Raw genomic sequence first — 18,536 nt, forward strand, 5'->3', positions numbered from 1 at the left:
CGATAGATCTGTCATCACCCCGACAATGTCCACGCCTTCCCTACCCGCTGCCGCGCCTGCTGCGCCTGTCCCGGCCACCGCTTCGCTGCGTCATGGCCTCTTCGAGGATGTCCAGGCCCTCTTCACCGGAACCCTGTTCGTGGGCATCGCCATGATGATGTTCGCCCAGGCGGGGCTTTTGACGGGCAGCACGGCGGGCCTGGCCTTCGTGCTGCACTACGCCACGGGCTGGCCGTTCGGCCTGGTCTTCTTCGCGATCAATATCCCGTTCTACTGGTTTGCCTGGACGCGCGTGGGCCGCACCTTCACGGTCAAGACCTTCATCTGCGTGGGCGCGCTGTCGCTGATCACCGAAATGGGGCCGCGCCTCATCCACATCGACTACCTGCACCCGGCCTTTGCCGCCATTGCGGGCGGCCTGCTCATGGGCTCGGGCCTGCTGTTCCTGGCGCGCCACCGCTCCAGCCTGGGCGGCGCCACCATTGCCTCGCTCTACCTGCAGGACCGCTACGGCATCCGCGCCGGCAAGGTGCAGATGGCCATCGACTGCTGCGTGGTGCTGCTGGCGCTGTGGGTCGTGCCCTTCGAGCGCGTGGCCTGGTCGGTGCTGGCGGCCGTGATCATGGGCGTGTTCCTGGCCGTGAGCCACCGGCCGGGGCGCTACGCCGGGCAGTAGTCTCAGGGTGTCAGAGGCTGGCCGTCGGGCGTGCGGTAGCGGACCGTGATGCCGCTGTTGTCTGCGGCTGCCCCGTCATCGCTCATCGCATCGACGGCCTTGCCCACTCCCTTGCCGACGATTTTTACCGTGCCCACGGCCGCATCCGCGGCCAGCCCCACGGCCGAGGCCGTGACGCTGACCGCGGTGGCCGTCACGGCGACCACGGTGCAGCCGGACAGCAGGGCTCCGGTGCACAGGCAAAGAAAAGCCCCCAGGGCCGGGGACCGTGAGGGCTTGCGGGACTTTGCCGACTTCATGATTGTCGTCCAACACACTGTGCGCAATCTTTGAAACCGGCAGAGCCTAAGTCAGGGACGCCGAGGAAGGGCCGCCCCGCACCGAGGGTGTCGTCCCCCTTCAGGGGGAAGGCGCGAAGCGACTCAGGGGGCATTTCAATGTATGCGCATGCCGGGTGTGGCGCCTGGGAAAGGCTCCAGCACATAGATGCCGGGATTGCTTTTCTCATCGGCGTGGCTGGCGGCCAGCACCATGCCTTCGGAGATGCCGAACTTCATCCTGCGCGGCGCCAGGTTGGCCACCATCACGGTGAGCTTGCCCTGCAGCTGCTCAGGACGGTACATGCTGGAGATGCCGGAGAACACGTTGCGCGTCTTGCCTTCGCCCACGTCCAGCGTGAGCTGCAGCAGCTTGGTCGAGCCTTCCACGGGCTTGCATTCCACGATCTTGGCGATGCGCAGGTCCACCTTGGCGAAGTCGTCGATGCCGATGGTTTCGGCAATCTCCTCGCCGCCGGGCAGGATCTTCTCGACCACGGGCTCGGGGGCCTCGAACAGGGCGTCCAGCTGCTTGACGTCCACGCGCTGCATCAGGTGCTTGTACAGGCCGATGGCATGGCCGGCGCCCAGCAGGTTCTGCGCATCGGCGAACTGCAGCGGCGCCACGTTCAGGAAGCCTTCCACCTGTTCGGCCACGGCCGGCAGGATGGGCTTCAGGTAGATGGTCAGCAGGCGGAAGGCCTCGATGCAGGTGGTGCAGACGTCCTGCAGGCGCTCATCCCGGTTCGCCATGCCTTCCTGCGGCTTGGCCAGCTCCCAGGGCTTGTTGGCGTCCACGTATTCGTTGACGCGGTCGCACAGCTGCATGATCTCGCGCACGGCGCGGGCCGTGTCGCGGTTCTCGAAGGCCTGGACGACGGCCTCGCTCTGGCCGCGCAGTTGGGCCAGCAGGGCCTGGCCGTCTTCGCTGACCGTGCCCAGCTTGCCGTCGAAGCGCTTGGCGATGAAGCCGGCAGCGCGCGAGGCGATGTTCACGTACTTGCCGATCAGGTCGGAATTGACGCGGGCCATGAAGTCGTCGGGATTGAAGTCGATGTCCTCATTCTTGCCGTTGAGCTTGGCGCCCAGGTAGTAGCGCAGCCACTCGGGGTTCATCTGCAGGCCCAGGTACTTGAGCGGGTCCAGGCCGGTGCCGCGGCTCTTGCTCATCTTCTCGCCGTTGTTCACGGTCATGAAGCCGTGCACGCAGATCTTGGTGGGCGTCTTGCGGCCGCTGAACTTGAGCATGGCGGGCCAGAACAGCGTGTGGAAGGTGATGATGTCCTTGCCGATGAAGTGGTACTGCTCCAGCGCCGGGTCGGCCATGTAGGCCTCGTAGTCCTCGCCACGGCGGTCCAGCAGGTGCTTGAGCGAGGCCAGGTAGCCCACGGGCGCGTCCAGCCAGACGTAGAAGTACTTGCCCGGCGCATCGGGGATCTCGATGCCGAAGTAGGGGGCGTCGCGCGAGATGTCCCAGTCGCCCAGGCCTTCGCTGGTCGTGCCGTCCGGGTTGGTGCGCACGCTGAACCATTCCTTGATCTTGTTGGCCACCTCGGGCTGCACATGCTGGCCGTCCTGGGTCCATTCGGTCAGGAATTCCACGCAGCGCGGGTCCGAGAGCTTGAAGAAGAAATGCTCCGAGCTCTTGAGCACGGGCTTGGCGCCGGACAGCGCCGAGTAGGGGGTGATCAGGTCGGTGGGCGCGTAGACGGCGCTGCAGACCTCGCAGTTGTCGCCGTACTGGTCCTTGGCGTGGCAGCGCGGGCACTCGCCCTTGATGAAGCGGTCGGGCAGGAACATGTTCTTCTCGGGGTCGAAGAACTGCTCGATGGTGCGCGTCTCGATGAAGCCGGCCTTCTTCAGATCCAGGTAGATCTGCTGGGCCAGGGCGTGGTTCTCCGGCGCATCGGTGTTGTGCCAGTTGTCGAAGGCGATGTGGAAGCCGTCCAGGTACTGCTTGCGGCCTGCGGCGATGTCGGCCACGAACTGCTGGGGCGTCTTGCCGGCCTTCTCGGCCGCGATCATGATGGGCGCGCCGTGGGCATCATCGGCGCCCACGAAGTTGACCGCGTTACCCTGCATTCGCTGCGCACGCACCCAGGTGTCGGCCTGGATGTATTCCATGATGTGGCCGATGTGGAAGTTGCCGTTGGCGTACGGCAGGGCGGTGGTGACGAAGAGTTTGCGTGCGGTCATGACTGGCTGCTTTCTCGAGGGAACCTGACATTCTAGAAGGGCTGGGCGGCCGACGCGCGCTGGCGGCCTTTTCTTTCAGGCAGTGCCGGGTACGCGCTGCCACCCCAGGAACTGCTCTATGTCGCTGCGCCGCGCCAGCGCGTCGCGCCGGCCCAGGGCCATGAGTTCGCGGGTGAAGCTGCGCTCGAACAGCAGGTAGCTGGCCAGGGCGGCGCCGCGCGGGTCGCTGGCGTTCTGGCGCACGCCCAGGGCGCCCAGCAGGGTGCGCATGGGCAGGGGCAACTGGCCCACATGCCGCGCGGCGATGGCGTCTATGCGCTCGGAGGGCGAGATGACCAGCAACTGCAGGGGGCGCAGGCGGCTGCGTTCGCGGTCGGCAGGCGGGATCAGGGCCAGGGTCTGGTTGATGCGCTCGGCGCGCTCCACGTCCAGGGACAGGGCGTCCAGGAAGATGCTCGACAGCGTGTGGCCCGCGATATGGGCCAGGGAGGGGTAGCTGGCGCCTTCCGGCGGGGGCGTGGCAGCGGGCTCGTTGCGGCGGCCCGCGCCCACGACCAGGATGCGCTCGGCACCCAGGTGGATGGCGGGCGCCAGCGGGGCGGTCTGGCGCATGGAGCCGTCGCCGAAGTATTCGGTGGCTCCGTCCAGCGGCAGCGGCGTGGCCGGAAAGATGAAGGGAATGGCCGAGGATGCCAGCAGGTGCGCGTGCGTGATCTGGGCGGCGGCGGCCTTGCGCTGGTTGCGCACCCAGGGCTGGAGCTGGTCCTGCGCCTGGCAGAAGGTCACATGCTCGCTGGTGGTGTAGCTGGAGGCGGACACCGCCAGCGCGCGCAGGTGGCCGTCCGCGATCAGCTGGGGCAGGCGTTCCAGCGGAACCAGGCCGCGCGACAGCAGCCGGCCCAGCGGCTGGTTGTCCAGCAGCGAGCGCGGGCGCATGCGGCCCCAGCGCGCCAGGGCCCAGCCCAGGGACAGCAGGGTCAGCCAGCGCGCGCCGCTGCGCAGCACGCTCAGCGAGTCGGACAGGTAGATGTCCTCGGGCCGCAGGTTGCGCCAGATGCGCGACATGCGGCGCACGGCCCGGTCGAAATGGTCGCTGCCGCAGGCCAGTGCCGCCGCGTTGATGGCGCCGGCCGAGGTGCCGACCAGGATGGGGAAGGGATTGGGGCCATGCTGCTGGCCGCAGGCGCGGCGTATCTCGGCAATGGCCTCCAGCACGCCGGCCTGGTAGGCGGCGCGGGCGCCGCCGCCGCTGAGCAGCAGTCCGGTGCTGGGGGAAGGGAGGCTGGAGTCGGGTGAGGGCGCGGCATCGGGCATGCCTGGAGTGTGCCGCGCGCCGGCCGTCATCAGATCAGGGGATGACCCCGAAGGAATCAGGCCTTGGCCAGCAGGGAGCCCAGGTCCTTGCCGGAGATCAGGGCGATGCCTTGCTGTTTTGCCCAGGCGGCCGCATTCTCGGCCGGCGGCTGCAGCGACAGGTAGCAGACCGTGGCCGCATCGCGCGCCTGGCCTGCGGCCAGCAGGGCGCGCAGCGGCTCCATGCCGTGCACGCCGGCCTTCCAGCGCCTGGCGCTGGCCACGGTGGTGCGGCCTTCGCGTTCCAGCACGAAGTCGGCGCCGTCCTTGTCGGACAGGCGGGTCACGGTGTAGCCCTCGGCCTGCCAGGCGCGATCGAGCCGATCGGCGAACTCGCGCCAGCTTTGCTGGGCGGCGATCTCCAGGGCCTGTTCCACCTTGGCGGGGCTGGGCGCGCGCAGCTGGCGCCAGGCGGCAACGCAGCCTATGCCGAAGAAGGGCAGGGCGGTGATGGCGGCGAACGGCGCGATGTCCTTGGGCAGCAGCGCCGTGGACACCAGGGTCACCAGCGCGGCCAGCGCGATGCTGATCCACCAGCGCGAGCGCAGCAGGATCGCGAACAGGGAGTTGTGGGCCATCTTGAATTTCACGGGGCGGATCTTTCGCGGAAAAGCGGGAAAAATGGGAACAAAGCCAGCGGGGCCTGCATTGTCTCGCGCGGGCGAGGGCTTGGGGCCTTGGATAGACTATCCGGCTCTAGGAGTAATCAAAGCAATGGCAGTCACAGAACAAGCGCTCTTGGCCGCGCTCTCCAGCGTGCTCGATCCCCACACCGGCAAGGACTATGTGAGCACCCGCGCCCTGCGCAACCTGCAGGTCACGGGGGCCGACGTGGCCTTCGACGTGGAGATGGGCTATCCGGCGCAAAGCCTGGTGCCGGCGCTGCGCGGCCAGTTCGTCGCGGCGGCCAAGACCGTCGAGGGCGTGGGAAATGTCTCGGTCAACATCACGTCCAAGGTCGCCGCGCATGCGGTGCAGCGCGGCGTGCAGCTGCTGCCGGGCGTCAAGAACATCATCGCCATCTCTTCCGGCAAGGGCGGCGTGGGCAAGAGCACGACCACGGCCAACCTGGCGCTGGCGCTGGCCGCCGAGGGCGCGCGCGTGGGCATCCTGGATGCCGACATCTACGGCCCCAGCCAGCCCATGATGATGGGCATCTCGGGCCGCCCCGAAAGCCCCGACGGCAAGACCATGGAGCCCATGGAAAGCCATGGCGTGCAGGTCATGTCCATCGGTTTCCTGGTCAACAACGACCAGGCCATGATCTGGCGCGGCCCCATGGCCACGCAGGCGCTGGAGCAGATGCTGCGCCAGACCAACTGGAAGGATCTGGACTACCTGCTGGTGGACATGCCGCCCGGCACCGGCGACATCCAGCTGACGCTGGCCCAGCGCGTGCCCATGACGGGCGCCGTGGTCGTCACCACGCCCCAGGACATTGCCCTGATCGACGCCAAGAAGGGCGTGAAGATGTTCGAGAAGGTGGGCGTGCCCATCCTCGGCCTGGTCGAGAACATGGCTGCCCACGTCTGCACCAACTGCGGCCATGTGGAGCACATCTTCGGCGCCGAGGGCGGCAAGCAGATGGCGGCCGAGTACGGCATCGACTACCTGGGCGCCCTGCCCCTGTCGCTGCAGATCCGCCTGCAGGCCGACAGCGGCAAGCCCACCGTGGTGGCCGAGCCCGACAGCGAGGCCGCGCAGATCTACAAGAAGGTGGCGCGCGACCTGGCCGTGAAGGTGGCGCTCAAGGCGCGGGACTTCACCAGCAAGTTCCCCACCATCACCGTCAGCCAGGGCACCTGAGCCTTCTGGCGCTGCCGGCATGAACCTGCTGACCTCGATGCGGTATCTGGCGGCGCTCAACGAGCACCGCCATTTCGGCCGCGCGGCGCTGGCATGCCATATCACCCAGCCTGCGCTGTCCAATGCGCTGCGCGCGCTGGAGGAGGAGTTCGGTGCGGTCATCGTGCGCCGGGGCCGCTCGTTCGCGGGCTTCACGCCCGAGGGCGACCAGGTGCTGGCCACGGCCTTGGCCATGTTGCGCGCCGAGGAAGGCCTGCGCCAGGAGCTGAGCGCCGCCGCCGGCGCGCTGCGCGGGCAGCTGCGCATGGCGGCCGTGCCCACGGCCATGCCCATGCTCACGCGCTTTGCGGCCATGCTGCGCGAGCACCATCCGGGCATCACGCCCGTGGTGCTGTCCATGAGCTCGGCCGAGATCGAGAGCGGGCTCGAAGACCTGTCGCTGGACCTGGCCCTGGGCTACAGCGCGCGCATGCCGCCGCGCGGGCCGCGCCTGCAGTCCTGGCCCCAGTACGAGGAGCATTACTACCTGCTGTGCCGCGAGTGCCGCGATGGGCAGGGCGAGGGCCGGCCCTTCGCCTTTGGCGACGATATCGCCTGGCGCGAGGTGGCCGGCATGCCGCTGTGCCTGCTCACCCCCGACATGCACAACCGCACGGTGATCGACGAGGCCTTCGCCGCCGTGGACATGGCCGTGCAGCCCGCCATGGAAACCAACTCCGTGCTGACCCTGGTGATGGCCGTGGCGCAAGGAGCGGATGGCATGGCCACCGTGCTGCCCGGCGCCATGGTGGCCACGGTGCGCCACATGCCGGGCCTGGTGGCGCGGCCGCTGCGTTCGCCCGAGCTGGTCACGCCCATAGGCTTCATGGCCCAGCAGGGCGTGCCGCCCACGCGCGCGCTCCAGGCCGCGCTGCAACTGCAGGAAGCCGCCGAATGGCGTGCGCAGTGCCTGCGGCATGCAGGGGCGCTGAAAAACTAGGCGGGCTGTGCAGTCTTTGGCGCGGCATTCAGTGCGGCGCGCACCACGTCGGGCGTGAACGGCGCGGCGTAGAAGCGCCGGCCGGTGGCGTCGAACAGCGCATTGGCCAGCGCGGCCGGCCCGGGCACCGAGGCCGATTCGCCTGCGCCCATGGGGGGCTCGTCCTGGCGCGGCATCAGCACCACTTCGATGGGGGGCAGGTCGCGGAAGCCGATGATGGGGTAGCTGCCCCACTCGCGGCTGGCCACGCCTTGCGCATTGAAGGCGACCTTCTCCATCAGGCTGCGGCTCAGGGTCTGGATGACGTTGCCGTGGATCTGGTGGCGCACGCCGTCGGGGTTGACCATCATTCCCGTGTCCTGGCCCACGACCAGGCGCCGCACGGTGATGCGGCCGCTGGCGGGGTCCACGTCGATGTCGATGACCCAGGCGGCCCAGGCCGCGCCGAAGCCGGGAAAGCGGCTGTGGATGTAGCGTGCATAGGCCACGCCGCGCCCGTGCAGCAGGCCGTCGGCGCCGGCCCGGCCCCGGCTTCCCGTTTGTTTTCGCTGCCAGCCGGCGTGGCGTGCCGTGGCTTCGATCAACTCGACGGCGCGCGGGTCATCGAGGTGGCGCAGGCGGTAGTCCACGGGGTCGGCACCGGCCGCATGGGCCAGTTCGTCGATCATGCAATCGTGGGCAAAGGAATTGGGCAGGGCCGAGACGCCGCGCAGCCAGGACGAGCGCACGATGGGCGCCATGTCATGGCAGGTGATGCGCTGGCTGGCGTAGCGGTAGGGCGGCACGGCCGTGCGGTCGCCCATCTCCAGCGTGCGCGGCTCGCCCGGGATGCGGCCTGTGAGCAGCAGGGCCAGCAGCGGCGCGTCGTTGGAGGGGTAGCGCACGGCAAAGTCGTAGGCCAGCAGCTCGCCCCGGGCATCGATGGCCGCGCTCACGTCCATGAGCTGGGCCGTGCCCTTGGGCTCCCACTGGTGTTCCTGCTCGCGCGTGAGCTGCACGCGCACGGGCGCGCCCACGGCCATGGACAGCAGGGCGGCGTCGGCGCAGACGTCGTCGGCGCAGTTGCGGCCGTAGCAGCCGGCCGCCTCCAGGCGCACGATCTCGATGCGGTCCTCGCCCAGTTGCAGCAGGCGGTCCAGGTCGGTGCGCAGCATGTGGGGGTTCTGCGTGCCGGCCCAGAGCTTGAGACGGCCCTCGCTGAAATCGGCCACGGCGCAGGACGGGCCGATGGAGGCATGCATCTGGTAGGGCCAGACGTAGCTGCGGCGCAGTTCGGTGGCCGCACCCGTGCCGACGCCCGCGAAGGCATCGTCCACAGTGCCCTGGTCCACCAGCGCACGGTGTTGGGCAGGATTGGCGCGGAGGGCTGCGGCCAAGTCAGACAGATCGGGTGCCGGCGGCACGGCCTGCCATTGCACGCGCAGCGCGCGCATGGCGGCAATGGCCTGTTCCTCGCGGTCGGCGACCACGCCGACGAAGTCACCTTCGGTGACCACCTGCACGTTGCCGGGCAGGTGGGCCACGGAGTCGCGCTCCACGGCCACCAGGCAGCGGCCGATGAAATCGCCGCCGTCGCGGCCCGGGTGCGGAGGGCGGATGACGCGGCCATGGCGCATGCCGGGCACGCGCACATCATGGACAAAGCTCAGCTCGCCCGTGGCCTTGGCGGGGATGTCCACGCGCGCCGCGCCGTGGCCGACGAGTCGGTATTCGCTGGCGGGCTTGAGCTTCACTTCCTGATCGGGCGGGGCCAGCGTCAGCTGCAATTGCTGGCCGCGCAGCAGATCGCCATAGCCGAGTTCGCGGGCATCGCTGCCATCGGCAAAGCGCACCAGGCCTTCGCGCGCCTGGAGCCGGTCCGCCGCCACGCTCCATTGCTGCGCGGCCAGTGCCAGCAGCTGCTCGCGCGCCTGGGCGGCGGCGCGGCGCAGCGGCACGGCCGAGATCTGGATGCTGGCGCTGGCAATGGTCGGGCCCTGGTTGGGCGCGGCGGCCGTGTGGCCCAGCACCATGTCCAGACGGTCCAGTGGCACTTCGAGTTCCTCCGCCACGATCTGCGCCAGAGCCGTGCGTATGCCCGTGCCCAGGTCCACATGGCCGTTGAAGGCCAGGGCGCGCCAGCCCTGGGGCGCGGCTTCGTCGGCCAGTACGGCCACGAAGACCTCGGGCGTGGACTGCACATAGTCGGTGGCCGTGCCGGGCTGGCCGGGCGCAGGGCGCGGCGGCGCCACGGGCTGGCGCACCACAAGCAGGGTGTCGGCTCGCGTGAGCAGCTGTGCGTGCAGGGCTTGGGGCTGGGGCAGGTTCATGGTGCGGTGTTCTTCGCGGGCACGCCTTCAGGCGTGCCTTGTGCATGTTATGCACTTTGGGGCCGGCTGCGCAGGGCCGGCCCCATGGGCGCGTTGGCGCGGTGGGATCAACCTGCGGCGAGGGCGTCGGTGTCGGCGATGGCCTGGCTCAGCGGCATCACGGCCGCGTACTTCTGGGCCATGTCGAACAGGTTGGCCTCGTGCGGGCCCAGGGCGCGGTCGCCGCAGCAGTCGGCCACCACCAGCGGGCGAAAGCCCGACTGCATGGCATCGACCACGCTGGCGCGCACGCAGCCGCTGGTCACGCAGCCGGCCACCAGCAGGGTCTGCACGCCGCGCTGGGCCAGCCAGGGTGCGAGCATGGTGCCGAAGAAGGCCGAGGGCGTGCTCTTGCGCACCACGTATTCGCCAGCGGCCGGGGCCAGCTGGGGCACGATGGCGCTGTTGGGGCTGTCTTCCTTCAGGGTCAGCATGCCGGGCACCTTCAGGCAGAAGATGTTGTGGTCGGCATCGTCGTCCGAGAACACGATGCGGCTGTGCGCCACGGGCCAGCCGCGCTCGCGCGCATGGGCCAGCAGGTGCTGCGTCTGCGCGATGGCTTCGGGGATGTTGCCGCCGCCGAACACGGCCGGGTCGGCAAAGCCGTTGACGAAGTCGATGATGAGCAGGCCGAACGGGGCCTTGAGCGGCAGCGGCGTGCCGAAGCCCTGGCGTGCATAAACCGAGATGTCAGCAGAGATGTCGCCCTGCACGCCCTCGGTGGGAACGCTCTGCGCGCCGGTGGCCTGGCCGGTGGTTGTCGTGGTCATGTGATGTCCTTTCCTTGCTTGGACCTTTTGGCGGCACGCGCCAGTCCTTCCTCGTCCTGCACCACGCCGTCGATGACGGTGGGCTTGCCATCCAGCGCCACCGAGCAGTGGCGCATGGGGATGTCGATGTGGCAGGCCGTGGTGCGGCTGCCCCCGGCCTCGTTGTTGGGGCCCATGGACCACAGAAAGTTGCCCTCGAAGGCGCGGGCGTCCATGCCGATGTGGGTTTCCTTGTTGTAGTGGGCCAGCATGGACCAGTGGGCGCGCGGCTGCAGCCCCCAGCCGATGTGGGAGACGGCATAGGCCTCGGGGTCCTCGTAGGAGGCCATGTACTCCTTGAGAATGTCGGCCTGCAGGCCGCCGCTGATGCGCGTGACGTAGCCCTTTTCGATGACGAGTTCGATGGGCTCGGTCACGTAGTCCTTCATGGGCAGCAGGATGTCGCCCCGGTCCAGGACCACGCGGCCGTTGCTCTCGCCCTCGTCGGGCCAGGTCAGCACGAAGCCGCTGGGCCAGTGGTCCCAGCGGCCGGGCTGGTCCACGAAGCCGTATTCGCAGATGGCCGGGAAGCTGCCCAGGCGGCAGCGCAGGTCGGTGCCCGCGGCCGAGGTGATGTGCATCTGCCCGGCCGCCTCGATCCGCTTGGCCGCGGCCTGCACGCGCGCGCGGTCGCCCTCGGTGGGCACCAGGCGGCACAGCACCTCGGGCGGCTCCACGGCCAGCAGGATCTTGGTGCCGGTCTGCAGGATCTCGTGCTGCTCGGGCGAGAACAGCAGCGTCATCAGGTCCAGCACCAGGTCGCTGGCCTTGAGCGCGGCGATGGCGGCGGGGTTGCCGGTCAGCGGCGTCGTGCCCAGGTAGGCCAGCGAGTCGCGGCTCAGTGATTTTTCGGCGTTGACGGGCGGCAGGTCCAGGCGGTTGACGCGCGCACCCATTTCGCTGGAGGCGGCAATGGCGCAGCGCAGCGTCTGCGGGTGCGTGTCGGCGCCCGTGAGCACGGTGACGGTCTGGCCGGCTTCGAGCCGGGACAGCGTGAGCACCTGCTTCCAGGCGTGGATCAGATCGATATCGCTGACGGACATGGTCGGCTCCTTGGTGTCGCGATGGATGGGAGTGGGCTGCGGTTGGACATTCAGTCCACCCGCGCTCCGAGGAAATCGCCCAAGGCCACGTAGAACCCGGCCTCGTTGTCCCAGGGGATCATGTGGCCGGCGTTGGGCACGCGCACATGCTCGGTCTGGGGTGCCAGGCCCTGCCACTCGGCCACGTCCTCGCTGCGCACCACGTCGCCGCGCTCGGCCGTGACCAGCAGCAGCGGGTGCTGGATGCGGGGCAGGTCGGCATGGATGTCGTCACGGCCGAAGTCCTCGAAGCTTTGCACGATGGCCGGCTCGTGGCAGGTGTGCAGCCACTGGGCGCGCAGCTGGCGCTGCTCTTCGGTCCAGGTGGGGCAGAAGGCGCGCATGGCCTCGGCATCCATGCCCAGCGTGGCCTGGCGGATGGAGTCCACATACCAGGGCAGGGCGGCCGGGTAGGCGCGGCGGCCGGGGCCGGAGACCGGCGGATCGACGATGACCAGGCGCGTGAGCCCGGCCGGCTGGCTGCGCGCGGCGCGCACGGCAATGCGCCCGCCCATGGAGTGGCCGACCAGCGCCCAGCGCTGCAGGCCCAGGGCCTGGGTGAAGGCGGCCACGTCGGCGGCCTGGGCATCGAGGCCGTAGTCCAGGCCAGGTCCCGAGGACGACAGGCCGCGCCCGCGCACATCGAGCACATAGGTGTCGAACTGGCGGCCCAGGTGCTCGGCCACGAAGCCCCAGGTCACGGCCGGGCTGGTGATGCCGGGGATCAGGATGACGGCATCGCGCTGCGCGCGTTCGCCCTCGGCGCCGCCGTAGCGCAGGTAGTGCTGGCGGATGCCGTTGGCGTGGACGTTGCCGCCGTAGCGGAATGTGCTGGGGGTGCTGGAGTTGCTGGTCATGCGTGTGTTCCTCAGGCCTTGGCTGCGCTGTTGCCGGTGTCGTAGGGATAGGCGCCCGACAGCAGCGCGCCCGCGCCCGGCACCACGGGGTCCAGCCCCAGTTCCTTGAGGATGGCATAGGTGGTGGCGATGGAGGCGGTCAGCACCGGCTTGCCGGTCTGGGCCTCGACCTGGGCCACGGCCGGCAGCGAGGGCATCTGCACGCAGGCCGACAGCACGATCACATCGGCGTCGGCGTAGTTCATGCCGGCCACGATGCCGGGCAGTTTGGCGGGGTCGTGGCGGCCCACGTCCAGGTTGTCGGGGATCTCCAGCGCACGCCAGTCCACGATCTCGAAGCCTTCGGCGGCCACGTAGTCCATGACCAGCTGGGTCAGCGGAACCATGTAGGGCGCCACCAGGGCGATCTTCTTGGCGCCCATGACCTTGAGCGCTTCCACCAGCGCGCCGGCGCTGGTGATCACCGGGGCGGTGGCGCCATTGCTTGCCGTGCGCTCGGTCAGGCGCTGCTGCGAGACGCGGTGGTAGCCCTTGCCCATGGCCATGATGGCCACCAGGCAGGCATAGCCCAGCACGTCCACGCGCGCGTCGCTCAGCTCCAGTGCGCAGCGGTCGCTTTCGGCGTCCATGGCGGCCAGCTCTTCCTTTTGCACCTTCTTCATGCGCATGCGGCTGGAGTGGAAGGTGAAGCGGTCCTGCGGGCGCAGCGTGGAGTGGGCCTGCAGCATGGCCGGCACTTCGGTCTCCATGGTGGTGTTGGAGCTGGGGACGATCTGGCCGATGCGGAACGTTTTGGTCATGGACTTGCCTTTGCAGAGTTTCGAGAGTGTCTGATCAGAATCAACTGAGTGTGTACGCTTTATTCTTGCAAAAGACGTGCCGCCTTGCAAATCAGAATTTTCTCGGGGTTTGTACTGATTTGGTGCAGAAATTGCACCAAAAATGGCGAACTTCAATTTATTCTGCCGCCCTGTGGTGCATGCGTCGGTTTGAAAAATTCAAGCGCATACACCTGAATTAAGTGTTTTGTTGCCTGGCACGCTTCCTGCTCTGCACTCTGCAAGGACGCGCCGAAGCAACGGTTGCCCCGTCTGGCTTTCAACATTCCTGCAAGGAGAAAACTGTGTCTCAATCCCCTCGAATCGCCGTTGTCGGCGCCGGTCTCGGCGGGGCTGCAGCTGCCAAGCTGCTGCTCCAGGAAGGCTTCAATGTGCGTGTCTATGAGCAGGCGCCCAGCTTCTCGCGCCTGGGGGCCGGCATCCACGTCGGGCCCAATGTGATGAAGATCCTGCGCAGGATCGGCATCGAGGACGCGCTCAACGAGCAGGGCTCGCATCCCGACTACTGGTACAGCCGCCACTGGCAGACGGGCGACGTGCTGGCCCAGATCCCGCTGGGCGACTACGCCGTCAGGGAATACGGCGCCAGCTACCTGACCGTGCACCGCGGCGACTTCCATGCGCTGCTGGTCGAGGCCCTGCCCGACAGCGTGATGGCCTACGGCAAGTTCCTGACCAAGGTGGAGGACCGCGGCAATGTGGTGGTCATGCACTTCGCGGACGGCACGACCGAGGAGGCGGACATCGTCATCGGCGCCGATGGCGTGAACTCCCGCATCCGCGAGGAACTCCTGGGCCCCGAGCTGCCCAAGTACGCGGGCTACCTGGCCCACCGCGCCGTGTTCCCCACGCCCGAAGTCAAGGCCGGCATGCTGCCCTTCGATGCCTGCGTGAAATGGTGGAGCGATGACCGCCACATGATGACCTACTTCGTCACCGGCAAGGCCGACGAGCTGTACTACGTGACCGGCGTGCCCGTAGAGAAGTGGGATCTCAACGACCGCTGGCTGGAAAGCAGCAAGGAAGAGATGCGCGAGGCCTTCTCGGGCTGGCATCCCACGGTGCAGGCGCTGATCGACGCCACCGTGGAAGTGACCAAGTGGTCGCTGCTCGAGCGCGATCCGCTGCCGCTGTGGAGCCGTGGCCGCCTGGTGCTGCTGGGCGATGCCTGCCACCCCATGAAGCCCCACATGGCCCAGGGTGCGGCCATGGCCATCGAGGACGGCGCCATGCTGGCGCGCTGCCTCAAGGAAGTCGGCGCGCACAACCATGAACTGGCCTTCGCCCTGTACGAGGCCAACCGTGCCGAGCGCGCCAGCAAGGTGCAGCGCATCTCTCACGACAACACCTGGCTGCGCACCAACGAAGATCCGTCCTGGTGCTTCGGCTACGACGTGTTCAACGTGCCCCTGGTCGAGCCCAAGGTCAAGGCAGCGGCCTGATACTCGCTGCCTTGCCGGACGAGGGGAGGGGAGGGAATCCCCCCCTCCTGCCCGGCCGCAGAACGCCGACATCCTGAACCGCAGCCAAGTTGCAAGAGCCTCGTCCCATGGGAACCCCAGTCCATCCAAGCAGTACCCCCAGCCCCATCCGCCTGCAGGTCAATGCACGCGCATGCGAGGTGCCGGCAGCGCCCGGGACGGCGCTGCTGCATGTGCTGCGCAATGACCTGGAGCTGAACGGGCCCAAGTACGGCTGCGGCCTGGGCGAGTGCGGCGCCTGCACGGTGCTGATCGATGGCGTGGCCGCGCGTTCCTGCGTGATCCCCGTGCGGGCGGCCGTGGGCCGCGAGGTCACCACGCTGGAAGGCCTGGGCTCGCGCCAGTGCCCCGGCCCCACGCAGCAGGCCTTCATCGACTGCCAGGCGGCCCAGTGCGGCTACTGCCTCAACGGCATGATCATGACCGTGGAGGCCCTGCTGCGCCGCAACCCCAATCCCACCGAGCAGGAGCTGCGCAACGAGCTGCACCACAACCTGTGCCGCTGCGGCACGCATGTGGAAATCATGCAGGCCGCCCTGCGCGCCGTGCAGCTGCGGGCACAGCGCGCCGCGCTGCAGGCGCCCTCCGGTTTTCCATCTTCCAGCGCGGGCGAGGTCCAGCCATGAGCCCGGCCGGCAACGCCCCCGCCCTGCCTTCCGACCTGCTGCACGGCCTGGCGCTGCGCCCGCCCGTCGCGGCCTGGGACGGTCTGCGCTACCGGGGCAGCGTGCCCCTGCATGCACGGCTGCAGGACGCCCAGGCCATGGCCGGCGTGGTGGCCGCAGTGCAGCGCGGGCATTTTCTGGGTGTGGTGGCCGTGGCGCCTGTCCATGCCCGGCAGGCCGCTGCCGGCCTGGCCCCTGCCTGGGATGACCGGCAGGAAGCCAGGGCCGCCAGCGCGCCCCGTCCTGCCGACGGGACTGACAGAGCCGGCAAGGCCGACCTGCCCGATGCCGGCCGCTATGTCTGGCGCATGGCGGCGCCCGTGTCTTGCGAAGGTGTCGCACGCGCAGCCGTGTGGTGCCTGGACGGCCATGCCAGCGTCTGGTTGCCGCCCTGCGACGCCGACGTGCGGCAGATGATCGGCCGTGAACTGGCTGCACTGCTGCAATGCCCCGAGTCCGCGCTGCGGCTGTTCAGCCTGCCGGCCACGGCGGCCGGCACCCCGCATGCGCTGGATCTCATGGATGCAGCGGCCGATGCGGCCCTGCTGTCCCAGGCCGTGGGCAGGCCCGTCAGCGTGGCCTGCGAGGCCTGGACTGCTGCGGGCAGCGCAGACAGCCGGGAGCTGGTGCTGCGCGTGGATGCGCAGCCTTTGCAAGGGCTTGAAGCCGACACGGTGGTGCAGCCTCAGCCGGGCAATGCATCGCCGCAGCCGGACCTGCTGCTGTCCGACACGCCCTGGGCCGTGCGCCCCAGCATGGCGCGCCTGCTGAGCCAGCCCGAGCTGGCGCGCGCCGCGGCCCTGGCCACCGTGCTCGATGCCGGCGAAGTGCATGAACGCCGGCAGGCCGCCAGCCTGCGGCAAGCCGGCGTCGATGATCTGAATGCCGCCCAGGTCTTTGCCCGCGAAAGCCGCTGGCATGAGCAGGCGCTGGACCAGGGCCATGATCCGCTGCAATGGCGGCTGCAGCACCTGCCCGAAGGCCCGGTGCGCGATCTGGCCCGGCAGGTGGCCGAGCGTGCGCAGGCATCGCAGCAGGCACCATCCCACCAGGGCGCCGATGGCCGCCTGCTGGGCCGGGGCTTTGCCACCGCCCAGCTGCAGAGCCTGGATGCGCAGGGTGCCGATCTCCATGCCTGGAGCGCCTGGGTGGCCGAGGTGGCCGTGCACCCGCAAACGGGCGAGATCGAAGTGACCCGCGTCGTGGCCGGCCACGACAGCCGCAGCCTGCAAGCGGCGCAGGCTGCCAGCACGCGGCCCGAGATCGTCCAGCAGGACCCGCAATTGCTGGCCGATGCGCGCCGGCTGCTGGGCGCGGCGCCCGCTTTTGACGACTGGGCAGGGGCCACAGCTTCCGCTGCTTCTTTCGATGTGATCGCCAAGCCCGGCTCCGACCTGGCGCAGCATGCGCCCGGCGATGTCGCGGTCATCCGCCAGGGCGATCTGGCGCTGGATGGCGTGGCCACGCTGCCCGCCGCCGCCGCCATTGCCAACGCCATTCACCATGCGACAGGCGTGCGCCTGCGCGAAGTGCCCTTCCAGCCCGAGCAGCTGCGCCTGGCGCTGGCGGGCGAGGGGGCGGGCAGGCCCGGTGCGGCGCGGCCCGGCCGTGGCTGGGGCTGGCTGGCCGCAGGCGCCGCAGGCCTTGCCGGCATGGCGGCCATGGCCTGGCCACTGAAGCCAGCCCTGCCGCTGACCGACGGGCCCGACGTTTCCCTGTACTCGCCGCAGGCCCTGGAGCGCGGCCGCCTGGTGGCGGCTGCGGGCGACTGCGTGGTCTGCCACACGGCCCCGGGCGGTGCGGCCAATGCCGGCGGCTTCGGGCTGGAGACGCCGTTCGGCACCATCTACTCCACCAACATCACGCCCGACAACGAGACCGGCATCGGCCGCTGGTCCTACGCGGCCTTCGAGCGTGCCATGCGCCACGGCATCCACCAGGACGGGCGCCAGCTGTATCCGGCCTTCCCGTACACGGCCTTCGCCAAGCTCAGCGATGGCGACCTGCAGGCCCTCTACGGCTACCTGATGTCCCAGCCCGCCGTGAAGGCCAAGGCGCCCCAGACGCAGCTGGCCTTTCCCTACAACCTGCGCCCGGCCATGGCGGGCTGGAACCTGCTGTTCCACGACGCCACGCCCTTCAAGGCCGACCCCGCGCGCAGCGCCGAATGGAACCGGGGCGCCTACCTGGTCGAAGGCGCGGGCCACTGCGCGGCCTGCCACTCGCCGCGCAATGCGCTGGGTGCGGAAAAGACCGGCATCCACTACCTGGGCGGCGGCGAGGCCGAAGGCTGGACGGCGCCCGCGCTCAATCAACTGGCGGGCGGCAAGCTGCCCTGGAGCCGCGAAGAGCTGTACCAGTACCTGCGCACCGGCTTCTCGGCCCGCCACGGCGTGGCGGCCGGCCCCATGGCGCCCGTCATCCACGGCCTGGCCCAGTTGCCCGAAGCCGATGTGCGCGCCATGGCCGCCTACCTGATGGAGCTGCCGGGCCAGGCACCGCAGGCCGCCCCGGCCATGCCGGCACCGGCCGCCGTGCAGGCGGCGGCGCCTGCGGTCGCACATGCCAGGGCCCTGGACCGCCACGCCAATGGCGAGCGCATCTACCAGAACGCCTGCGCGGTCTGCCATGAGGCGGGCAGCGGTCCCACATTGTTCGGCGTCAAGCCGCTGCTGGGGCTGAACACCAACCTGCACGCGGCCAGCCCCGACAACCTGGTCCAGGTGATCCTGAACGGCATACAGGCGCCGGCCGACGATGCGCTGGGCTACATGCCCGGCTTCGGGGACAGCCTGGACGACAGGCAGATCGCGGACCTGCTCGGATATTTGCGCGAACGATTTGCACCGGAGGAAAAAGCTTGGCCAGACGACACGAAGACGATTAACCGGCTGCGCATGCAGGCACAGGCGCATGCGCACTGAGGGCGGCAATGGGCAGCAATGGGCGGCGGCATGGGCGATGCCGCGGATATGGACACCTTGCCCTGGAATCTCTCCAGGGTCTGGGTCCTGACATCTGATGCTGGGGACGGGGGATGGGCAACAACGGACGGCGCTGTCGATGTGCAGCCTGTCCGCAATGCGCCCATCGCCCGGATGCAGAGACCGACATCCGGAAATTTTTCA

15 protein-coding genes are annotated in these 18,536 nt (G+C 69.1%); 6 read left to right on the forward strand and 9 right to left on the reverse strand.

Annotated elements, in window-relative coordinates; all coding sequences use genetic code 11:
• Positions 1–25: 25 nt before the first annotated feature.
• Entirely contained in the window at positions 26–676 is a 651-nt protein-coding gene (locus A9976_RS01180) for a YitT family protein (protein ID WP_063327090.1), read from the forward strand.
• 2 nt (positions 677–678) lie between these two features.
• Here the strand turns inward: A9976_RS01180 and A9976_RS01185 are convergent, their stop codons facing one another.
• From A9976_RS01185 to A9976_RS01200, 4 genes are all read right to left on the reverse strand, one after another.
• Entirely contained in the window at positions 679–975 is a 297-nt protein-coding gene (locus A9976_RS01185; protein ID WP_183017461.1) for a hypothetical protein, read from the reverse strand.
• A 135-nt stretch (positions 976–1,110) separates the two neighbouring features.
• The gene (gene metG / locus A9976_RS01190) at positions 1,111–3,189 is read right to left on the reverse strand and encodes a methionine--tRNA ligase (protein ID WP_183017462.1); all 2,079 of its coding nucleotides are present in this window, start codon (positions 3,187–3,189) and stop codon (positions 1,111–1,113) included.
• A 75-nt stretch (positions 3,190–3,264) separates the two neighbouring features.
• Positions 3,265–4,503: a patatin-like phospholipase family protein gene (locus A9976_RS01195; protein WP_183017463.1), complete on the reverse strand. Its 1,239-nt coding sequence runs from the start codon at positions 4,501–4,503 to the stop codon at positions 3,265–3,267.
• Between the two features lie 56 nt (positions 4,504–4,559).
• On the reverse strand, positions 4,560–5,120 hold the full coding sequence (locus A9976_RS01200; protein ID WP_016449037.1) for a restriction endonuclease: 561 nt from the start codon (positions 5,118–5,120) through the stop codon (positions 4,560–4,562).
• Positions 5,121–5,256: 136 nt separating this feature from the next.
• On the opposite strand from A9976_RS01200, the gene apbC reads away from it, so the two are divergent.
• Positions 5,257–6,348: an iron-sulfur cluster carrier protein ApbC gene (gene apbC / locus A9976_RS01205; RefSeq protein ID WP_012203771.1), complete on the forward strand. Its 1,092-nt coding sequence runs from the start codon at positions 5,257–5,259 to the stop codon at positions 6,346–6,348.
• Between the two features lie 19 nt (positions 6,349–6,367).
• The gene (locus tag A9976_RS01210; protein ID WP_183017464.1) at positions 6,368–7,327 is read left to right on the forward strand and encodes a LysR family transcriptional regulator; all 960 of its coding nucleotides are present in this window, start codon (positions 6,368–6,370) and stop codon (positions 7,325–7,327) included.
• Here A9976_RS01210 and A9976_RS01215 read toward each other — a convergent pair.
• The 5 genes from A9976_RS01215 to A9976_RS01235 all read right to left on the reverse strand — a co-directional run bounded on the left by A9976_RS01215 (position 7,324) and on the right by A9976_RS01235 (position 13,223).
• The gene (locus A9976_RS01215; protein ID WP_183017465.1) at positions 7,324–9,636 is read right to left on the reverse strand and encodes a molybdopterin cofactor-binding domain-containing protein; all 2,313 of its coding nucleotides are present in this window, start codon (positions 9,634–9,636) and stop codon (positions 7,324–7,326) included. The two genes, A9976_RS01210 and A9976_RS01215, sit on opposite strands and share 4 nt — an antisense overlap.
• 107 nt (positions 9,637–9,743) lie before the next feature.
• On the reverse strand, positions 9,744–10,445 hold the full coding sequence (locus A9976_RS01220) for an N-carbamoylsarcosine amidohydrolase (RefSeq protein ID WP_183017466.1): 702 nt from the start codon (positions 10,443–10,445) through the stop codon (positions 9,744–9,746).
• Entirely contained in the window at positions 10,442–11,527 is a 1,086-nt protein-coding gene (locus A9976_RS01225; RefSeq protein WP_183017467.1) for a 2,5-dihydroxypyridine 5,6-dioxygenase, read from the reverse strand. The genes A9976_RS01220 and A9976_RS01225 overlap by 4 nt, the downstream gene beginning before the upstream one ends.
• Positions 11,528–11,577: 50 nt before the next feature.
• On the reverse strand, positions 11,578–12,423 hold the full coding sequence (locus A9976_RS01230; RefSeq protein ID WP_183017468.1) for an alpha/beta fold hydrolase: 846 nt from the start codon (positions 12,421–12,423) through the stop codon (positions 11,578–11,580).
• 11 nt (positions 12,424–12,434) lie between these two features.
• The gene (locus A9976_RS01235; RefSeq protein ID WP_310889361.1) at positions 12,435–13,223 is read right to left on the reverse strand and encodes an Asp/Glu racemase; all 789 of its coding nucleotides are present in this window, start codon (positions 13,221–13,223) and stop codon (positions 12,435–12,437) included.
• Positions 13,224–13,546: 323 nt separating this feature from the next.
• Here A9976_RS01235 and A9976_RS01240 point away from each other — a divergent pair, with 323 nt between their 5' ends.
• From A9976_RS01240 to A9976_RS01250, 3 genes are all read left to right on the forward strand, one after another.
• Positions 13,547–14,704 (forward strand): FAD-dependent monooxygenase, encoded by a 1,158-nt coding sequence (locus A9976_RS01240; protein ID WP_183017469.1) that lies wholly within the window; start codon positions 13,547–13,549, stop codon positions 14,702–14,704.
• A 107-nt stretch (positions 14,705–14,811) separates the two neighbouring features.
• Entirely contained in the window at positions 14,812–15,369 is a 558-nt protein-coding gene (locus tag A9976_RS01245) for a (2Fe-2S)-binding protein (RefSeq protein ID WP_012203779.1), read from the forward strand.
• Positions 15,366–18,332: a cytochrome c gene (locus tag A9976_RS01250; protein WP_183017470.1), complete on the forward strand. Its 2,967-nt coding sequence runs from the start codon at positions 15,366–15,368 to the stop codon at positions 18,330–18,332. Before A9976_RS01245 ends, A9976_RS01250 begins: the two co-directional genes overlap by 4 nt.
• The last annotated feature ends 204 nt before the right edge of the window (positions 18,333–18,536 follow it).

The organism is Delftia sp. UME58 (genome assembly GCF_014170385.1).
Taxonomy (GTDB): Bacteria; Pseudomonadota; Gammaproteobacteria; order Burkholderiales; family Burkholderiaceae_C; genus Comamonas; species Comamonas acidovorans.